Source organism: Pseudomonas sp. HPB0071, assembly GCF_000478505.2.
Taxonomy (GTDB): Bacteria; Pseudomonadota; Gammaproteobacteria; order Pseudomonadales; family Pseudomonadaceae; genus Chryseomonas; species Chryseomonas luteola.
This window is the reverse complement of the sequence record NZ_KI517367.1, coordinates 1,873,800-1,893,100: the sequence shown is the minus strand read 5'-3', so window position 1 is coordinate 1,893,100 and position 19,301 is coordinate 1,873,800. Positions and strand designations below refer to the sequence as shown.

The 19,301-nt window shown below is 54.8% G+C and carries 18 protein-coding genes; 10 read left to right on the top strand and 8 right to left on the bottom strand.

Annotation, left to right across the window (positions count from 1 at the left end):
* The first annotated feature begins 59 nt into the window (after positions 1-59).
* The gene (locus HMPREF1487_RS08930; RefSeq protein WP_010796306.1) at positions 60-251 is read left to right on the top strand and encodes a PA3496 family putative envelope integrity protein; all 192 of its coding nucleotides are present in this window, start codon (positions 60-62) and stop codon (positions 249-251) included.
* On the opposite strand, the gene HMPREF1487_RS08925 is transcribed toward HMPREF1487_RS08930, so the two are convergent.
* The gene (locus HMPREF1487_RS08925; RefSeq protein WP_010796305.1) at positions 223-1,176 is read right to left on the bottom strand and encodes a LysR family transcriptional regulator; all 954 of its coding nucleotides are present in this window, start codon (positions 1,174-1,176) and stop codon (positions 223-225) included. The genes HMPREF1487_RS08930 and HMPREF1487_RS08925 overlap by 29 nt on opposite strands.
* 152 nt (positions 1,177-1,328) lie before the next feature.
* Between HMPREF1487_RS08925 and HMPREF1487_RS08920 the strand changes: the two genes are divergently transcribed.
* Positions 1,329-2,744, top strand: coding sequence for an acetyl-CoA carboxylase biotin carboxylase subunit (locus HMPREF1487_RS08920; protein ID WP_010796304.1), 1,416 nt, complete (start codon positions 1,329-1,331; stop codon positions 2,742-2,744).
* Between the two features lie 11 nt (positions 2,745-2,755).
* Complete coding sequence (oadA, locus tag HMPREF1487_RS08915; protein ID WP_010796303.1) at positions 2,756-4,561, top strand: sodium-extruding oxaloacetate decarboxylase subunit alpha; 1,806 nt, start codon at positions 2,756-2,758, stop codon at positions 4,559-4,561.
* A 23-nt stretch (positions 4,562-4,584) separates the two neighbouring features.
* Here oadA and HMPREF1487_RS08910 read toward each other — a convergent pair whose 3' ends face one another.
* Positions 4,585-6,591: a putative bifunctional diguanylate cyclase/phosphodiesterase gene (locus HMPREF1487_RS08910; RefSeq protein WP_010796302.1), complete on the bottom strand. Its 2,007-nt coding sequence runs from the start codon at positions 6,589-6,591 to the stop codon at positions 4,585-4,587.
* A 244-nt stretch (positions 6,592-6,835) separates the two neighbouring features.
* Here HMPREF1487_RS08910 and HMPREF1487_RS08905 point away from each other — a divergent pair, with 244 nt between their 5' ends.
* On the top strand, positions 6,836-8,047 hold the full coding sequence (locus tag HMPREF1487_RS08905) for a YeeE/YedE family protein (protein WP_010796301.1): 1,212 nt from the start codon (positions 6,836-6,838) through the stop codon (positions 8,045-8,047).
* A gap of 46 nt (positions 8,048-8,093) precedes the next feature.
* On the opposite strand, the gene HMPREF1487_RS08900 is transcribed toward HMPREF1487_RS08905, so the two are convergent.
* The 3 genes from HMPREF1487_RS08900 to aspA all read right to left on the bottom strand — a co-directional run bounded on the left by HMPREF1487_RS08900 (position 8,094) and on the right by aspA (position 12,340).
* A complete protein-coding gene (locus HMPREF1487_RS08900) occupies positions 8,094-9,092 on the bottom strand; it encodes an asparaginase (protein WP_010796300.1) in 999 nt (332 codons plus the stop codon).
* Positions 9,089-10,504, bottom strand: a complete 1,416-nt coding sequence (locus HMPREF1487_RS08895) for an alanine/glycine:cation symporter family protein (RefSeq protein WP_010796299.1) — start codon at positions 10,502-10,504, stop codon at positions 9,089-9,091. Before HMPREF1487_RS08895 ends, HMPREF1487_RS08900 begins: the two co-directional genes overlap by 4 nt.
* Before the next feature lie 405 nt (positions 10,505-10,909).
* Complete coding sequence (gene aspA, locus HMPREF1487_RS08885; RefSeq protein WP_010796298.1) at positions 10,910-12,340, bottom strand: aspartate ammonia-lyase; 1,431 nt, start codon at positions 12,338-12,340, stop codon at positions 10,910-10,912.
* Between the two features lie 168 nt (positions 12,341-12,508).
* Between aspA and HMPREF1487_RS08880 the strand changes: the two genes are divergently transcribed.
* From HMPREF1487_RS08880 to HMPREF1487_RS08860, 5 genes are all read left to right on the top strand, one after another.
* Positions 12,509-13,417, top strand: a complete 909-nt coding sequence (locus HMPREF1487_RS08880) for a LysR substrate-binding domain-containing protein (RefSeq protein ID WP_010796297.1) — start codon at positions 12,509-12,511, stop codon at positions 13,415-13,417.
* A 207-nt stretch (positions 13,418-13,624) separates the two neighbouring features.
* Positions 13,625-14,116 (top strand): 5-(carboxyamino)imidazole ribonucleotide mutase, encoded by a 492-nt coding sequence (purE, locus tag HMPREF1487_RS08875; protein WP_010796296.1) that lies wholly within the window; start codon positions 13,625-13,627, stop codon positions 14,114-14,116.
* The gene (locus HMPREF1487_RS08870) at positions 14,116-15,198 is read left to right on the top strand and encodes a 5-(carboxyamino)imidazole ribonucleotide synthase (protein ID WP_010796295.1); all 1,083 of its coding nucleotides are present in this window, start codon (positions 14,116-14,118) and stop codon (positions 15,196-15,198) included. Before purE ends, HMPREF1487_RS08870 begins: the two co-directional genes overlap by 1 nt.
* A 140-nt stretch (positions 15,199-15,338) precedes the next feature.
* The gene (locus HMPREF1487_RS08865; protein ID WP_010796294.1) at positions 15,339-15,587 is read left to right on the top strand and encodes a GlsB/YeaQ/YmgE family stress response membrane protein; all 249 of its coding nucleotides are present in this window, start codon (positions 15,339-15,341) and stop codon (positions 15,585-15,587) included.
* A 75-nt stretch (positions 15,588-15,662) separates the two neighbouring features.
* The gene (locus tag HMPREF1487_RS08860) at positions 15,663-16,214 is read left to right on the top strand and encodes a DUF3299 domain-containing protein (protein WP_010796293.1); all 552 of its coding nucleotides are present in this window, start codon (positions 15,663-15,665) and stop codon (positions 16,212-16,214) included.
* 52 nt (positions 16,215-16,266) lie between these two features.
* Here the strand turns inward: HMPREF1487_RS08860 and HMPREF1487_RS08855 are convergent, their stop codons facing one another.
* On the bottom strand, positions 16,267-16,644 hold the full coding sequence (locus HMPREF1487_RS08855; protein ID WP_010796292.1) for a glutaredoxin family protein: 378 nt from the start codon (positions 16,642-16,644) through the stop codon (positions 16,267-16,269).
* Positions 16,645-16,839: 195 nt separating this feature from the next.
* On the opposite strand from HMPREF1487_RS08855, the gene HMPREF1487_RS08850 reads away from it, so the two are divergent.
* Positions 16,840-17,508: a uracil-DNA glycosylase family protein gene (locus HMPREF1487_RS08850; RefSeq protein WP_010796291.1), complete on the top strand. Its 669-nt coding sequence runs from the start codon at positions 16,840-16,842 to the stop codon at positions 17,506-17,508.
* Positions 17,509-17,894: 386 nt separating this feature from the next.
* On the opposite strand, the gene HMPREF1487_RS08845 is transcribed toward HMPREF1487_RS08850, so the two are convergent.
* Together HMPREF1487_RS08845 and HMPREF1487_RS08840 are read right to left on the bottom strand one after the other, a co-directional pair.
* Positions 17,895-18,425: a hypothetical protein gene (locus HMPREF1487_RS08845; RefSeq protein WP_010796290.1), complete on the bottom strand. Its 531-nt coding sequence runs from the start codon at positions 18,423-18,425 to the stop codon at positions 17,895-17,897.
* On the bottom strand, positions 18,426-19,142 hold the full coding sequence (locus HMPREF1487_RS08840) for a glycoside hydrolase family 19 protein (RefSeq protein ID WP_010796289.1): 717 nt from the start codon (positions 19,140-19,142) through the stop codon (positions 18,426-18,428).
* Positions 19,143-19,301: the final 159 nt, after the last annotated feature.

The following is a 19,301-nucleotide window of genomic DNA, read 5'->3' as shown; positions in this document are numbered from 1 at the left end:
CCAAACCGTCATCTTTCCTGAGCAGGCTAAAGGCTTCACCTTTGCTTGGGAGATACGGTATGGCCATGTCTATGGACAGCGATTTTCTCGACGCCAAAACTCGCCGTAAACTGGCGGATCAACGCCGAATGGCCTTTCGACGTGCCATTGAGGATCGCAACGAGCAGTTACGTCTGGAGCAGGAGTTAACGGATTATCCCGAACTATTTTCTGCTTCGGTCGCTATGAGCGCTCAGCTCTCAGCCCACTGATTCGTTCGGCTAGCGCGGCGATTCGACTCCGTTCTTCCCGAATGAAGTTAAAAAACGCCTGTGCCACAGGAGACAGGCGTTTGCTGCGCGGATGAACCACGCACCAGCTGCGGCAAAGTGGAAGCTCCTGTACCGATAGATCGCACAGTACGCCAGCCTTAAGCTCTCGGTGAACAGCCAGTCGTGGAAGCAGTGCAATACCCAATCCGGCAATGACACCTTCCCGTATGGCTTCCAGCGAGGTCAGTTCTTGCACGTCTGAAAAGTGGGCTCGCTTTTGCTTGAAGTACTCGTCACACGCCTGACGGGTGCCGGAGCCCGACTCTCGTACCAGCAGCGGACAATCGCTCAGATCCTTCAAGGTAAGGCTGCCGGTTTGGCTGACAGGATGTTCCGGAGCGGCCACTGCAACAATCTCGTTGTTGAGAAAGGGAAGAAACTCCAGGTCTCTGTCTGACGGTACCAGAGACATGATCATGATTTCGTCACGGTTTTCAGACAGCCGTCTGAGCATGTGATCGTGGTTGCCTACGCAGAGATGAACACTGACCTCCGGGTGCTGCTGCTTGAAGGCAGCGAACAGATGGGGCGCCAGGTATTGCGCGCTGGTTTCTACTCCCAGACGGAGTTGTCCGTGAAGCGAGCCCAGGAGATTGGAGAGCTGCATATCGAGACTGTTGAGGCGTCCAAAGATATCCTGTCCGGCGCGCAGCAAGGCATCGGCGGCTTCGGTCAGGTAAAGGGTTCTGCCACTGTATTCAAACAGTGGTTGTCCGAGCAGCTCTTCCAGCTGGCGAATCTGCAGGCTGACGGCCGGTTGCGTTAGGGCCATGACGTCAGCTGCACGGCTGTAGGAGCGTGTCTCGCATACGGCCTCAAACACTTGCAGCTGACGTAAGGTGATACGCATCAAGGGTTTACGCATGGCTGGGCCAACCTCATCGTTGATCTATAAGTAATACCTTATAGATACGCTAATAATTATTGATTTTCCATAATCCTTATTGCCGTCTAGGTTTGTGAGCGAACAAGAACAAATGCCCAAAGGGCTCCTAATCTCGCTCAAGAGGCCGGCGTGTGATCAAGAAAATCCTCATCGCCAATCGTGGCGAAATCGCGGTGCGTATCGTGCGTGCCTGTGCCGAAATGGGTATCCGTTCGGTAGCTATCTATTCAGAGGCTGACCGCCATGCGCTGCATGTAAAACGGGCCGATGAAGCACATAGCATCGGCAGCGATCCGCTCGAAGGCTATTTGAACCCTCGCAAGCTCGTAAACCTGGCAGTTGAGACTGGGTGTGATGCGTTACATCCGGGATATGGCTTCTTATCCGAGAATGCTGAGCTGGCAGAGATCTGTGCGCAGCGCGGGATCAAATTTGTCGGCCCTAGTGCTGAAGTTATTCGGCGGATGGGAGACAAGACCGAGGCGCGTCGCAGCATGATTGCAGCAGGCGTGCCCTGTACCCCAGGCACCGAAGGAAACGTAGCCGATCTGAATGAGGCACTGATCGAAGCAGAGCGCATCGGCTATCCGGTGATGCTCAAGGCCACGTCTGGTGGTGGCGGCCGTGGTATCCGGCGTTGTAATAGCCGTGAAGAACTAGAGCAGGCCTATCCCCGCGTCATTTCCGAAGCAACCAAGGCGTTTGGTAGTGCTGAAGTATTTCTCGAGAAGTGCATCGTCAATCCCAAGCATATCGAAGCTCAGATTCTGGCGGACAGCCTGGGCAATACCGTTCACCTGTTCGAACGGGACTGCTCGATCCAGCGCCGCAACCAGAAGCTCATCGAGATTGCACCCAGCCCGCAGCTGACACCTGAGCAGCGTGCCTATATTGGCGATCTGGCGGTACGCGCTGCCAAGGCGGTCGGATACGAGAATGCCGGTACGGTGGAGTTCCTGCTCGCGGAAGGCGAGGTGTACTTCATGGAGATGAATACCCGGGTTCAGGTCGAGCATACGATCACCGAGGAAATCACCGGGATCGATATCGTTCGTGAGCAGATCCGGATTGCCGCTGGACAACCGCTGTCGGTCAAGCAGGAGGACATCATCCATCGTGGATTTGCCCTGCAGTTTCGTATCAATGCGGAAGACCCTAAAAACAACTTTCTGCCCAGCTTTGGGAAGATCACCCGCTATTACGCACCTGGTGGCCCTGGGGTGCGCACGGATACCGCCATCTATACCGGCTATGTGATTCCACCGTTCTACGACTCCATGTGCTTGAAGCTGATTGTCTGGGCGCTGACCTGGGAGGAAGCGCTGGAGCGGGGCCTACGGGCGCTGGATGACATGCGGGTGCAGGGTGTGAAGACCACCGCACCTTATTACGAAGCGATTTTGCGCAACCCGGAATTTCGTAGCGGCCAATTCAATACGAGCTTTGTGGAAAGCCATCCAGAGCTGACGCAGTACTCGATCAAGCGTAACCCCGAGCAACTGGCCCTGGTCATCGCGGCCGCCATTGCCGCCCATGCCGGCCTGTGAGGAAAACAAGAATGTCCAAGAAGATCTTTGTTACCGATACCGTGTTGCGTGACGCACACCAATCCCTGCTGGCAACGCGCATGCGTACGGAAGACATGCTGCCCATCTGCGACAAGCTGGATCGGGTCGGGTATTGGTCACTGGAAGTCTGGGGCGGCGCGACGTTCGATGCCTGTGTGCGGTTTCTGAAAGAAGACCCGTGGGAGCGTTTGCGCACGTTGCGGGCTGCCTTGCCCAATACTCGTTTGCAAATGCTGCTGCGGGGCCAGAACCTGTTGGGTTATCGCCACTATAGCGACGATGTGGTCGAGGCCTTTATAGCCAAGGCGGCGGAAAACGGAATCGACGTCTTCCGGATTTTCGATGCCATGAACGATGTGCGCAATCTGGAAACGGCTATCAAGGCCGTCAAGAAAAGTGGCAAGCACGCCCAGGGCACTATTGCCTACACAACCAGCCCGGTACACACCGTCGAGGCGTTCGTCGAGATGGGTCGGACCATGGCGGGCATGGGCGTGGACTCCATTGCGATCAAGGACATGGCTGGGTTGCTCACACCGTACGCGACGGGCGAGTTGGTAAAGGCCCTGAAAGAGGCCCTGAATCTGCCGGTATTCATTCATTCCCACGATACTGCCGGTGTAGCTGCCATGTGCCAGCTCAAGGCGGTGGAAAACGGAGCGGATCATATCGATACCGCCATTTCCAGCCTGGCGTGGGGGACCAGCCATCCCGGGACCGAATCCATGGTTGCTGCGTTGCGTGGAACGCCCTATGACACAGGGCTGGATCTTGAGCTGCTGCAGGAGATCGGTCTGTACTTTCATGCCGTTCGCAAGAAGTATCACCAGTTCGAAAGCGAATTCACGGGAGTGGACACGCGCGTACAGGTCAATCAGGTGCCGGGCGGGATGATCTCCAACCTGGCCAACCAGCTGCGCGAGCAGGGTGCACTCAATCGCATGGGCGAGGTGCTGGCAGAAATTCCCCGTGTACGCGCCGATCTGGGTTATCCACCGCTGGTGACGCCGACATCGCAGATCGTTGGTACCCAGGCCTTTTTCAATGTCCTGGCGGGAGAGCGCTACAAGACCATCACCAATGAAGTGAAACTGTATCTGCAGGGCCGTTACGGCAAGGCACCCGGCAAGGTCTGCGAGCTGCTGCGCAAGCGAGCCATTGGTAATGAGGAAGTGATCGAGGTACGTCCAGCCGACTTGCTCAAGCCGGAACTCGATAACCTGCGCCGAGAGGCAGGAGAGCTTGCCCGGTGCGAGGAAGATGTCCTGACGTTTGCCATGTTTCCGGATATCGGACGCAAGTTTCTGGAGGAGCGTGCAGCCGGAACCTTGCAGCCTGAAGAACTGCTGCCCATCCCGGATGGAAGCGGTACGCCTCTGGCGCGTGAAGGCGTGCCGACTGAGTTTGTGATTGATGTACACGGTGAAAGCTATCGGGTGGATATCACGGGTATCGGCCTGAAGAGCGAGGGCAAGCGGCACTTTTATCTGTCCATTGATGGTATGCCGGAAGAGGTGGTCTTCGAGCCGCTTAACAGTTACGTTTCGGGCGGTGATGGCAAGCGCCGTCAAGCCAGCGCGCCAGGGGATGTCAGTACGACTATGCCGGGTAATATTGTCGATGTATTGGTCAAGGAAGGTGATGTGGTCAAGGCGGGTCAGTCGGTACTCATCACCGAGGCGATGAAAATGGAGACCGAGATCCAGGCCTCTATCAACGGAACCGTCAAGGCTGTACACGTGGCGAAAGGCGATCGCGTCAATCCAGGCGAGGTTCTGGTCGAGATCGAGGCTTGAGCCAGCGGTAGAGCTGGTAGCGCTTAAAAAGCGGCCCGCTCTGCCGTCCAACGGGTGTGTTGATGTGCCAGAGCTTCCGGCAGGAGGGGCTCCGCCAGGAAAAAGCCCTGGGCCAGATCACACCCCAGCTCACACAAGAGATCCAGGTGCTCCTGGGTCTCGATACCCTCAGCAATGATCCTGGCACCAAATGCGCGGCTCATGTCGACCAGAGACTTGAGCAGGGCCCGGCGCTTATCGGCATCTTCCACCTGAATAATGGAAGAGTCGATCTTTACGGTATTGAACGGTAGCGCAAGCAGATAGGCGATATTGGAATGCCCAGTGCAGTAGTCATCCAGCGATAGGCGGATACCGGACGCTTGCAAGGTGGCGAACGTCTCACGGACCTGTGGGGTGATGTTCAAGGGAACACCTTCGGTCAACTCAAGGATCAGGCGTGAAGGCGCCAGCTTGGTTTCTCTCAAGACCTCGGCTACCCGCGCGGCGAAATTTGGATCGGCGAATTGCAGCGGCGAGACATTTACCGAAAGAGAATAGGCCTTTGGCCATTGAACGGCCTGATGGCAGGCGGTACGCAGGGCCCACTCGCCCAGCTCCAGGATGAATCCGCTTCGCTCGGCCAGAGGGATGAAAAAGTCGGGTGATACCAGACCCCGGGCCGGGTCATCCCAGCGGAGCAGGGCTTCATAGCCGACGACTTCTGTGCTCGAGCATTCATGGATCGAGTGGTACTGCATGTACAGCCGACCCTCATCCAGGGCGCGACGCAAGTCGGCCGGCTTCAATTCGGGCAGGCCATCAGGCGTCTCGAAGAGTTGACTGTCCGCTCGGCTGGCCAATGCAATCTGATTACGGCCCAGCCGTTTGGCCCGATAAAGCGCGCGGTCGGCGAATTCAATCAATTGCGCTTGGTCATCTGGCTGGGGTGATTCCTGATCGCTGCACGCTGCGCCAATGCTGATGGAGACGATGAGCAGCTCATCGCCCCGAGCCTGATGAGGAAGGCCCAATGTTTCAATGGCGGCCCGCAGGCGCTCGGCGGTGATATGGGCCTGTTCCAGGGTGCAGTTAGGCAGGAGAACGGCGAATTCCTCACCTCCATACCGGGCCAGTAGATCGACTTCGCGCAGCTGCTCACGCAAGGCAGAAACAATGCACTGTAGGCAGTTATCACCGGCCGGATGCCCATACAGATCGTTGAAGCGCTTGAAGTGGTCAACGTCCAGGATTAACAGAGAGAAAGGCGCACCGCCTGCTTCGTACCGATTCCATAGATCATCCAGTTGTGCGACGAAATAGCGGCGGTTGGCGATACCGGTCAGCGAGTCGGTATCTGAAAGCGTCTGCAGGGTACGGTTCGTACTGGAAAGACTCTGAACACGCAGTTTTTCCCTGAGATTAAGCAGATAGGAATACCGCTCCGAGCGCTCCAGCCAGAAATTGGCCAGTAGGGAAAAGGCACCGGTGACCAGAGCAATGCAGGTAGCAAACAGCCCTTGGGGAAAGGTCATGTTTACGGTAAAGGCGCAGCCCACGATGATTGGAAGTACCAGTATCGTAAAAGGCAAAGCGTATCGGAACGGCAACGCCGTGGTGTTATTAGCGTAGATCAGGATCAAAGGAAGTGAAAACAGACACAAGGCTCTGTCCGGTGACGAGGACGACAGGATAATGGCTACCGCGGCGATAAATCCTGCAAGGCAGGGCAGCCAGGCACAGACCTCCCTGAGTCGATAAGAATTCGTTTTCTTCAGGGTAAAAAGACAGGCCAGTGTTGGCAGCGAGGCGCAGAAGAGGTGCCAGAGAATGGCTTGAAAGAAAATGTCCTTCAACATTAGCCATTCACAAAGAAGAAAGCTGTTATAGGCGAAGAAAGCGGTTACATGTGACCGATAGATATGTCGCTTGCGCCGCCTGTGGATATCGTCTTGGTATTGATTCTCGACCATGGCGCTAAACATCAGCACGCGAGACGGATAAGCAATATCAATCTCGATTTGCTTGCCAAGATCGCTGGATAAGGTCATGCCGGAACCTGTTTGAAAGTGCGAAGCTCACGGTAGAGCTCATGAATGAGCAGCACCTGGCCTTTAGGGATGTAGCGTTTTGCCATCACCAAAAGACCAAATTTAGCGAAATAGTTCACATCCTGTAATCTTCACCGGACCAGCGGACTAATAGCCGTCTTAATGGTGGATATGACATTTAGATATTGGTATCGCGCTAATTCTTGACTAAAATAGTCAGGCTTAATGATGTCGAGGATTCTCAATGAGCCTTTCTATTACGTCCACGGCGCCTCGCCAGATCACCACGCCAGTAGTGGCGCTGGGGCTGGTGGTTCTGGGGGCTGTGTTTTTGGATATGGCTGTCAGCGGACGGCAAGCTTTGCTGTTCATCCTGGGCGGTGCACTGGGGCTGACGCTTTATCATGCCGCTTTCGGATTCACGTCTGCCTGGCGGGTGTTCATTCGTGACCGGCGTGGCGCGGGCCTGCGTGCTCAGATGCTCATGCTGGCCATTGCCGTTGTGCTGTTTTTCCCGGCCCTAGGTGCCGGTACGCTGTTTGGCCAGCCGGTTACCGGCTTGGTATCGCCTGCGGGCACTTCCGTTGTAGTTGGTGCCTTCATTTTTGGCATCGGTATGCAGTTAGGCGGCGGCTGTGCGTCTGGAACCCTGTTCACAGTGGGGGGTGGTAACGCACGCATGCTGGTAACGCTGCTGTTCTTCGTGATTGGCTCCGTTATCGCCACGCATCATCTGGGCTGGTGGTTCGCGTTGCCCTCACTGCCCAAGATCTCCCTCGTAACCAGCCTGGGCGTTATGCCTGGAATTGCGGTCAGTCTCGCGCTGTTTGCCTTTATCGCCTGGATGACGGTGCGTCTGGAGCGCCGTCGCTATGGCAGTCTGGAAGCGACGGTACCCAATGAGCATCAAGGCGCAGCGCGTTTTCTGCGCGGGCCGTGGCCGCTGGTTTGGGGCGCTATTGCCTTGGCGATCCTGAACTTCTGTACGCTGGCCCTGGCGGGTCGTCCGTGGGGGATCACGTCAGCCTTTGCGGTCTGGGGTGCCAAAGGCGCTCAGCTGCTAGGTATCGATGTTGCCAGCTGGGACTTCTGGCAATTGCCGGCTAACGCCAAGGCTCTAAGCCAGCCCGTGTGGTTCGATGTTACCAGTGTGATGAATTTCGGCATCATCCTGGGTGCGCTGATTGCTGCGGGTCTGGCTGGACGCTTCGCGCCCAGTCTGAAGATTCCGACGCGCTCGCTGGTAGCTGCCATGATAGGGGGCCTGCTCCTGGGCTATGGCGCACGTCTGGCCTACGGTTGCAACATCGGGGCGTATTTTAGTGGTATCGCCTCCGGCAGTCTGCATGGCTGGCTGTGGCTGGTCGCAGCCTTTATCGGCAACAGCGTAGGAGTCCGTATTCGTCCGGTGTTCTTCCCGGGTGAACGTCCTGTTACTCAGCTGACCGGTTGCTAAGCGGTAGGTGAAAAAAGGGCCCTTCGGGGCCCTTTTTTCGTATGGCTTATTCGCCAAGCTCGCCGCAGAGATCCTGTTGCAGCCAGTGGTTGACCTGCTCAGGCGCTAAGCCCGAGCCAATCAGCACCTGCAGTTTGGCGACAGCCGCCTCGCGTGTCATGCCGCCACCCGACACAACGCCGCAGGCATGCAGCCTGCTGCCTGCCTCGTAGACATCGAGTTCGACGCCCCCTTCGTGGCACTGCGTGACGGCAAGCAGTACAACGCCCTTGGCAGACGCTTCGCTCAGGCTGGTCAGGAAAGCATTATTGTCGCTGGGACCTGTTCCGCTGCCATAACATTCGAGCACCAGGCCCTGCACGCCGGTACCTACAAGGGCAGATACGTGCTGAGCCGAGATGCCCGGAAACAGTGGTAGAACCGCTACTTGGGCAACCTGTCTGGCTTGGCCCGCCTTTAGCTCGGCGGGTACAGCCTGACGTGGTTGGGCCAGCCGCTGGCGCGCGAGTGTCTTGAATGGATGACGGCCAAAGCTGCGAATCTTGCTGCAGCGGGCCGCATGTAACAGCTCGCCGTGAAAGTAAACATGCACGCCCTCGGGGGCACCGCCTGCAAGCGTCTGCAAGGCACCGTCCAGGTTTTCCCAGGCGTCGCTGTCCGGTACGCCGGCCGGAAGCATTGAGCCTGTCAGTACAACAGGAATATCGAGCCCCAGCAGGTGAAAACTCATTGCCGCCGCGGTGTAGGCCAGCGTATCGGTTCCATGCAGCACCAGTACGCCGGTGTAGCCCTGTTCGGCTGCCTCGACTATAGCTGCACTGAGCGTCAGCCAATAGGTTGGCGTCATGTTGGCGCTGTCCATCAGAGGCAGCACCTCCCGGAATTGCCACTCCGGTAACGCCCGCTCAGGCGCCTGGGCCAGAAAGGCACGCATGTGTGCCTCAAAGCCTGAGGCCGGCGCCAAACCGTTTTCGGTGGCCTGCATACCGATGGTGCCGCCGGTATAAAGCACCATCAGGCGTTGTGAGTGACCGGTTTGAATCATGGCTTTGTCATGTCCTTGGCCGAGGCAGAGGCTTTCCAGACCGCCGGATCAAGATCCAGATCGGCAAAGCCTTTGGGGTCGAATGTTGGAACCTTGTTTCCTGCCCGGATCTGACGGTCATAGTCACGCATGATGCGCAGACCCACCTTGAACAGGAATGCCAGGGAGATCAGGTTGACCACTGCCAGCAAGCCCATGGTGAGGTCGGCAAAGCCGAACACGGTAGTCAGGTCTTGTTGTGAGCCCCAGATCACCAGCGCCACCACCAGAACCCGATAGATCATCAGCGCCACTCGGCTCTTGGTGAAGAAGCTCAAGGCATTCTCACCCAGATAATAGTTGTAGATGATCGTTGTGAAGGCGAACAGCAGCAGGGCGATACTGATGAAGATACGGCCCCACTCGCCAACCGTCGCGGCCAGTGCCGTCTGGGTCAGAACAACACCGGGGATATCGGCGCCCGGCTCATAGACGCCAGACAGCAGGATGATGAGTGCGGTGGAGGTACAGATGATCAGGGTATCAATGAATACGCTGAAGGACTGCACAACGCCCTGGGCTGCCGGGTGGGAAACTTCCGCTACGGCGGCCACGTTTGGAGCACTACCCAGACCCGCCTCGTTAGAGAACAGGCCACGCTTGACGCCCATCATCAGCGCTGCACCCAAGCCACCGGCAAACGCAGGTTCAAGGCCAAAGGCACTGCGTACGATCAGGGTCAACGCCTCGGGAACACGATCAATGTGCAGAACGATTACACCCAGTGCAATGGCTATGTAAGATAGCGCCATTACCGGTACCAGAATGTCGGCTACCTTGGCGATCCGTACTACGCCACCAAAGATGATCAGGGTTATTACTGCCGTAAAGGCCAGTCCAGTAACCAGTGTAGGCAGGCCCAGCGAGTCGGAGAGCGAGGAGGCGATCGTGTAGGACTGCAGTGCGCTGAAGCCCAGACCAAACGTTACCAGCAGCAGGATCGAGAACAGGACACCTAGCCAGCGCTGTTTCAAACCATGCAGGATGTAGAAGGCGGGACCGCCACGATACAGGCCGTTGCCATCGCTACGCTTGTATAGCTGGGCCAACGCACATTCGAAATAGCTTGTGGCCATACCCAGCAGGGCTACTACCCACATCCAGAAGACCGCCCCTGGACCACCCAGCGTAACGGCAACCGCAACCCCTGCAATGTTACCGGCACCTACACGGCCCGCCACGCTAAGCATCAGCGCCTGGAAGGAGCTCAGCTGGCCGGGTTTTCGTTGAAAGGCTTCACCAAGGATGCCGAACATGCTGCCTAAATAGCGGAACTGCACAAAGCCCGAAAACAAGGTAAAGACAATACCCAGGCCAATCAGGCCGACAATGAGCAGTTTGCCCCAAAGAAAGTCATTCAGGAGATCAAGCATGAGTGCTTTCGCCTAATTGTAGTAATGGAAGCACCTGGGCTCCGGATAATTCCTGGCCAAGGCATTATGTGGGCGAGCGGTAAGCCATCAATGGGATATCCGCTGCCTTCAGTGCCAACCCAAGGGTATGACAGAACCCCTAAATCGCAAGGTGTGCGAGCCGGAAACACGGCAGGCGGCAAGGTTAGCGCGCGTATCATCCAGAAGAGAGCAGAAGAGATCAAATCTAACTGCCTCAAAGGATCTATTGAAACAGTGCTGCTTGTTGCAACGGGCAAGCGGTAAAAACACCTGCCTTTGATAACGTATGTGGCTGATAAGCCTGATTTAGAGAGTTTCAAAAAAAAGCGGGCACCCGAGGGCACCCGCTCAAAGCTCCTCACGAGGGGGTGTGAGGAGCGCCGGTTAAGCGTTGAGTTTTTTCGGCGCCAGGCGCGGAGCGATCATGTTTTCCGGGCGAAGAATGTCAGCCAGGGTCATCTCGTCGAGCAGGTTTTCTTCTCGGACCAGCTCCAGCACACCACGGCCGGTTTCCAGCGCCATACGCGCAATACGGGTCGAGTTCTCGTAGCCGATGTAAGGGTTGAGCGCCGTGACCAGGCCAATGGAATGCTCCACCAGCTCGCGGCAGCGGTCGACGTTAGCCGTGATGCCATCGATGCAGTGCTCGCGCAGCATATCCATGGCACGCTTGAGCAGGCGGATCGAGTCAAAGATCTTGTAGGCGATCAAGGGCTCCATCACGTTAAGCTGAAGCTGTCCGCCTTCAGCTGCCAGGGTTAGCGCCAGATCATTGCCGATCACCTCGAAGGCGACCTGATTAACGGCTTCTGGAATAACGGGATTCACTTTACCCGGCATGATCGAACTGCCTGGCTGGCGGGCTGGCAGATTGATCTCGTTGATGCCGGTACGCGGGCCGCTGGAGAGCAGGCGCAAGTCGTTGCAGATCTTGGACAGCTTGACCGCCAGGCGCTTGAGCATGCCGGAGAACAGTACGAAGGCACCCATGTCGGAGGTGGCCTCGATCAGATCGGCGGCAGGCTTGAGCGGTTGGCCACTGATTTCAGCCAGGCTGCGCACGGCCAGGGTTTGATAACCAGGGTCCGCATTAATGCCGGTACCGATAGCCGTACCACCCAGGTTCACTTCGGTCAGCAGGTCCGGCGCTATGGTTTTCAATTTGCCCAGATCCTCGCCCAGCGTAGTAGCGAAGGCACGGAACTCTTGGCCGAGGGTCATCGGTACAGCGTCCTGAAGCTGGGTACGACCCATCTTCAGAACACTGGCGAATTCCACCGCCTTGCCTGACAGCGACTCGATCAGGCTCTCCAGGCTAGAGAGTAGGGTGTCATGGCCCAGCAGCAAACCCAGGCGGATCGCTGTTGGGTAGGCGTCGTTAGTGGACTGCGCCATGTTTACATCATTATTCGGGTGCAGGTATTTGTACTCACCCTTGCCATGACCGAGGACTTCCAGCGCCACGTTGGCGATAACCTCGTTGGCGTTCATATTGGTGGACGTACCCGCGCCACCCTGAATCATGTCCACCACGAACTGGTCGTGGTATTCACCGTTGATGATCTTGGTACAGGCCATCACGATAGCTTCGTACTTGTCTCCCGGCAGATAGCCCAGGCGATAGTTCGCCTCGGCAGCGGCCTGCTTCACCATCGCCAGCGCAACGACCAGCTTGGGGTAGTGAGACAGCGTAACGCCGGAGAGGCGGAAGTTGTTGACCGCACGCAGCGTCTGAATGCCGTAATAGGCTTCAGCGGGGACTTCGAGGGTACCAAGCAGATCTTTTTCGAGGCGAGATAATGCAGATTCGGACATGATAGGGGATCACTTCCCGGTGGGTGGCAAAAGCCTGATGCGTTATACAATAAGGCTTCCAGCCAGACGCTGACCAATGCTGTATCGGCGCACCCTATGCCGAAATTGCATATGATGTGATGTGACGCGTCAGGATCGGCAGGCGTATCCATCCCCTTGAGTATGACCATGAACCTTGAACTGAAATGGCTAGAAGACTTTATTGCCCTGGCTGCCACCCATAGTTTTTCCCAGGCGGCCGAGCGCCGCTTCGTGACTCAACCTGCGTTCAGCCGACGTATTCGCAGCCTGGAGCAAAGCCTGGGACTGACCCTGATTGACCGATCGCGTACACCAGTATCGCTGACCGAGTCCGGACAGCTCTTTCTGGTCACCGCGCGCAGTGTGGTGGAGCAGCTTGGCGAAGTGATCCGCCACCTTCATCACTTGGAAGGTGGGCAGGGCGAGGTGCTGCAATTTGCGGCGGCACACTCCCTGGCGCTGGGGTTCTTTCCGGGATGGATTGCTCGTCTGCGAAGCGAAGGGCTCAACATTGCGAGTCGCCTGATTGCCACCAACGTCGGCGAAGCGGTTCATGCCTTGAGGGAAGGCGGCTGCGATCTCATGATGGCGTTTTACGATCCCGACGCCGCCTTGCAGATGGATCCGGAGATCTTCCCTTCTATTCATCTGGCGCTGACCTCAATGCTACCCGTGTGTGCAGCCCGGGAAGATGGCTCGCCGTTATACGATCTTGAGAGTGGGCAGAACTTTCCCTTGCTTGCCTATAGTGCCGGGGCCTTTCTCGGGCGCTCGGTCAATTTGCTCCTACGTCAGCGCAAGCTGCGCTATACCACTGTCTACGAGACGGCCATGGCCGATAGCCTTAAGAGCATGGCCTTGCAGGGGCTGGGCATTGCCTGGGTTCCGCATCTGAGTGTGACCGCCGAGCTCTCCCGGGGAGAGCTAGTACCTTGTGGCGGTGAGCAATGGCAGATTCCACTGGAGATTCGCCTGTATCGCTGCTCGCTCGTGCGCAAGGCAGCGGTGAGGCTGTTATGGCGCAAGCTCGAAGCAGGCGCCGGGACGACTGCATGAAGTGCCTCTGGACAGGCAGCCAGACATGAAATAACCCGTCGCTATAAAAGGTCGTTCAACCCCTTTGTCCGGTCTGGCTTTACGGTATACTCAGTGGCCCTTGAGGCCGGTCTACATACCGGTCTGCATATACAAGCCACGTGCGGTCCTCCGACGTGGCTTGTTGGTTTCTGATGCGCCTGCGGGCGCCTGACAAGAGGCACGACGATGAGCGCACTCGTAGGCGTGATCATGGGCTCCAAGTCCGACTGGTCTACCTTGAGCCACACCGCCGACATGCTGGAAAAGCTGGGCATTCCCTTTGAAGTGAAGGTGGTCTCTGCCCACCGGACTCCCGACCTGCTGTTCCAGTACGCTGAAGAAGCGGCGGGGCGCGGCATCGAGGTCATCATTGCAGGCGCAGGCGGTGCAGCACACCTGCCAGGTATGTGTGCAGCCAAGACGCATTTGCCTGTACTGGGCGTGCCGGTGCAGTCTTCCATGCTGTCAGGCGTCGACTCACTCCTGTCGATCGTACAGATGCCAGCGGGCGTTCCTGTCGCCACCCTGGCCATCGGCAAGGCGGGCGCTATCAACGCGGCGCTGTTGTCGGCCAGTATTCTGGGCGGCAAGTATCCCGTGTATCACGAGGCGCTGAATCGCTTCCGTGAGGAGCAGACGCGTACCGTTCTGGACAATCCGGATCCGAGGGAAGCCTGATGAAAATCGGAGTCATCGGTGGTGGCCAACTGGGCCGCATGCTGGCGCTGGCGGGTACTCCGCTGGGTATGGATTTTGCGTTTCTGGACCCTGCTCCGGATGCCTGCGCTGCCGCATTGGGCGAGCACATTCGAGCCGACTACAGCGACCAGGATCATCTGCGTCAGCTGGCGGATGAGGTCGATCTGGTCACATTCGAGTTCGAGAGTGTGCCCGCTGAAACCGTCGCGTTCCTATCCCAGTTCGTTCCGGTTTTTCCCTCGGCGCAAGCCTTGCGTATCGCCCGTGATCGCTGGTTCGAAAAAACCATGTTCAAGGATCTGGGCATCCCAACGCCTGAGTTTGCCGACATCCAATCCCAGGTTGACCTTGACGCTGCCGCCGCACGCATCGGTCTGCCGGCTGTGATGAAGACACGTACCCTAGGGTATGACGGCAAGGGTCAAAAGGTCCTGCGCAGCCAAGCGGATGTCGAAGGCGCCTTTGCCGAGCTGGGTAGTGTACCGTGCATTCTTGAAGGCTTTGTGCCGTTTACTGGCGAGGTGTCGTTGATTGCCGTACGTGCTCGTAACGGCGAGACACGTTTCTATCCACTGGTACACAACACCCACGAAAGCGGAATCCTGCGGCTGTCTATTGCCAGTACAGACCATCCCTTGCAGGCGCTGGCGGAGGACTACGTAGGCCGTGTACTCGACAAGCTCGATTATGTCGGCGTGCTGGCGTTCGAGTTCTTTGAGGTCGATGGTGGGCTGAAGGCCAATGAAATTGCTCCCCGTGTGCATAACTCTGGTCATTGGACCATCGAGGGTAGCGAGAGCAGCCAATTCGAGAACCATTTGCGCGCTGTAGCAGGTCTGCCGCTGGGTTCAACCGCGAAGGTTGGTGAGAGCGCCATGCTCAACTTCATCGGCAAGGTCCCGGCCGTGGAGCAGGTTCTGCAGATCGATGATTGCCATCTGCATCACTATGGCAAGGCGTTCAAGGCGGGCCGCAAGGTTGGCCACGCCACATTGCGCTGCAGCGATGCGGCCACATTGAGGGCACGTATTGCTGACGTCGAAACCCTGATTAAAGCGTGACCGAAACGGACCCTTTCTTCAAAAGGGTCCGAGTTCCGCTTCGCTTCATAAAAAATTCGCTGAACCCCTGCGTTTTTCTTGCTGTCGGATTAAGCAAGCGGCACATGCCGTATCGAGCAACCACAGAAGGGGAAAGATTCATGGGCATTATTGGAACCATCATCATCGGCCTCATCGTTGGCTTGATCGCACGTTTCCTCAAGCCTGGCGACGACAGCATGGGTTGGATCATGACGATCATCCTGGGTATCGTCGGCTCGCTGGTTGCCACCTACGGCGGTCAGGCTATCGGTATCTACCGTGCAGGCGAGGGCGCCGGTTTCATTGGAGCAGTCGTCGGCGCCATCATCGTCCTGTTCATCTGGGGTATGGTGACCAAGCGTCGCTGATTTTCCGTCCGGGCAGTTGGGTTCAACGCCAAGAAGCTTCACACTAGTGCAACCCAACTGTCCGACACTTCTACCATGCGCTATTTCATCCTCGCCGTACTGCTTCTTTTTTCCCAGATTACAACTGCCTTAGCCCGAGAAGGCGAGCCGCCTGAGACCGATTGGCTGGCCCTCATGCCAGAATCGGATCGCAAGGCACTGGAAGACATGCCCGAGATCACCCATGACACGCCCGAATTACCAGGCGGTTTTGAGAGCAAGGGCGGACTCAAGCAAAAAGACAGCAACCTGCCGGCCGTCATGCACTCCACGCGCACAGTGGCTGCCATGAATGGGAAGACAATTCGCCTGGGCGGTTATCCGGTTCCGCTGGAAAGCAACAGCAGAGGCAATTTCACTGAATTTTTCCTGGTGCCCTATCCAGGTGCCTGCATCCATGTTCCTCCGCCACCGCCTAACCAGATCGTACTGGTGCGCTTTCCAAAGGGCGTTCCCTTACCGGATATCTACGAGCCTTATTGGGTTATAGGGGCGATGAAGATCGAAAAGGTAGATAACGATCTGGCCGAAGCCTCATATGCCATCGACGCTACTAAAGTCCGTAAAGTAGAAGAAGCTGATCTGTAATCAGTGCAAGCGATAAAGCTATAAAAAGCCCGACGTGATCGGGCTTTTTTATTTAGCGGCTCGCGGGCGCGAAACGTTTATTGAGATACGCAATGATATCGTTGGACTCATACATCCAGGCGGTACGGCCTTCTTCTTCAATCCGAAGGCAAGGCACCTTGATACGTCCGCCACCTGCCAGCAAGGCCTCACGGTGTTCCGGATCCTTCTTGACGTCACGCAGAGCGATGGGCAAGTTCAGCTTGTGCATGGCACGGCGCGTCTTTACGCAGAATGGACATGCCTGAAACTGATACAGCGCAAGTCCGGCTGTTTGCTCTTCTACCTGCTTCTGCGCCTCGGCGCTTCGCTTGAGCTTACGCGGGCGTGTCAGCAGATCCAGCCCAACAATGGTTTGGCCCAGGCCAATTCGCAGCGCCTTGATCAACATGTATGGCTATCCCTATAGATGTGAGGCGGGGGAGTTTACCCCATTGCACCGTAACGGAACGGCAATTGGTCGGCGTGAAGCTGCTATCGATGCGATTGAGAAAATGGGTATGGGGCGGAGCGCTACCCGAATCCATGAATTCTTTGCCTTTCTGATCGGTCACATAAACAAGAAGCCGATTACGAAGGATGTCCTATGCCCCTCGACCCAAAGATGCAACAAGCCTTTCGTGAGATCGCTAGCACCATTGAAGGCATCGATACAGAGGTCTATGAGAAGTACCAAAAGGATCCACTGGATCCCATTATTGGCTTGGGGCGTAAGGATGCACCTGTTGGTTTCTTTGGTCGGGATCCGGGGCGTGATGAGGTCAAATACGGCGAACCCTTTATCGGTGCAGGCGGACAGATCGCTCGCAAGGTCATTTATGAGCACTTGCATGGCAAGCCCATGCCAGACTTTGACGCGGGCCGGTCTTTAAGCCAGGAGTTTTTCTGGGCCAACACCGTGCCGTATAAGCCCATCGGTAATAAAGCCTGGTCCGAAAAGATCAAGAAACGCTTTCATCCGCTTATGCGGCAGCTGCTCATTGAGCAATGGCATGGCCGCACCATCATCACTTTCGGCCGCGAGGCCTTTCTCTGGTTTGCCATCGACCAGCCCAAAGAAGAGAAACAACGCCTAGAAGCCTTCTGGAAAAGCGAAGATCGTTTTACAAACCATACCGAGGCCACGCTGACAGCAGAGGAGGGGAAAGGGCACGTGTTTACGCTATACCCACTCCCACATCCTTCGCCCTTGAATCAGGCATGGTTTGATAGGTTTCCGGGGCTTTTGAAGGAGAGGGTTAGATTCTTGATGTAGCTTTAAATAATTATCTATATATTCGTTTTGCTTGTATAGCGGTTATGAATTTTAATAAAGTAAATACTAAGTTTTTCTGGAGGGAAAATAAATAAGGAGTTTGGTTTAGTTATAATTAATGACTGCCTAAATCAATAACCAAGATTATAGATTTGGGAAGTTAATTCGCCCGGCTTGCTATTGGCTGAACTAAGGTGCAGGCAAATCTTGGGTCATTCTAAATAAGAAAATTATTTATAATAAACTTGAATTAAATTAATTTAATAGAATGTGGCGGACACATTTATTTGTAACCTATTAAACACGTTACGGTTGCGCTTTGCATGCTGAGATTTTCCTATTTTTACTGGTTGGCTAACGAGTATTAGACTTCTTAATGAAAGTTATTATTTGCTTATGTTTTCATTTATAAATTTCTTAACAGCACTAGCGGTTTTCAGATTAAAGCTTACCTCTTCACCTTCCTGATAACCATCAAATCCAGTTGTCTCTTTAAGAGCTTGAAAATCAAGGTTTCTTTTTAAACAACCACCCTCATCTTTATAAAAGCGTGTTTCGTATAGATTTCCATATGTTCCTATTCCTCTACTATTCACTGACCATGACAAGATTACTATCAAGTTCACTGTTTTTTTTATAGGATAAAAGAAGGCGCTTTCTATTTTCGGCGGCGAGCCCTCCGTTTCATAAGTATCAACAATAACCTCTAAGGGGCTTTTTTTTGCCTGCCCTTTTTCTAGTATTAAAAATGTCTTGTTGTCTTTGTTTTTTGGCTTTGAAAAGTAGATGCGAGAGTTCTCGTATATTTTTGAATTGAAAGGTCCATGGATTATATTTTCAGAATAATTATAGACTTCTTCTGCATAAGAAAATTTAGAGAATATTATCACTAAAAATATCAACAAGATTTTTCTCATTTATATTTCCTGCTCTAGATTTAGTAAAGGTGCTATTGCATTGTATTTATTTTTACGGTCAGTCAACCCATTTTGTCCACCATTTACTATTTCGGTTACCCTAACGACACCTTCGGTTTTAGCTATATCGCTAAGTTTTAAACCATTCGCGGTTTGCTTGCTAAACCAAAAAACAAATGCTGATTCAACGGAATAATCTAAAGAGGTGGATAAAAGCTCAGGATGGCTTATAAAGTCCCGTATATCATCAGGATTTTGCCTATTATGTACGTTTTGAAAGTATCTATAGGCATCTTTTCCAGTAGTTTGGATCATTCCACGACCTCTATATTTATAACCATCCCCACTTTCCTCTGAACCGTTTCCTAGCCTATTAGCATAAACATAGTTCCCAAGATTCTCTGCATTACGAGCATAGTGGCTCTCATTTGTCCATAGTTTTTCTCTCAATACACCAAAATTACAACTATCAGTTAATGAGTTATATCCACTTTTTCTGTTTTTAGCTTTGCAGCCAAATGTCGCCCGCATTTGCATTGGTGAGTAATACAGCCCTTCCTCCACGGCATTCAAATTGCTTTCATGAGCAATTTGAGATAAGAAATGAGCTAATTCTCTTTTATTTTTCAGCTTATAGGCTTTTGTATATTTGTTTAGTATGGGTAGAATATTTTTGTGGTGAATTTCAGTTCCGCTAGGGTTAACAGCCGCTAGCATTTCTAGGGAAGGTCTGAAGTAGCCCTGTATTTCCGGTCGACTTCAGCCCTCGCTGCTTTTGAAAGCGGGCCGTCGATCAAAATCGACCAGGTAACCCGCTCAGTTCTCCGTTTTTGGCCGCCGCGAGCACCTCGCAGCAGCCATTTCCCGCATTACAGG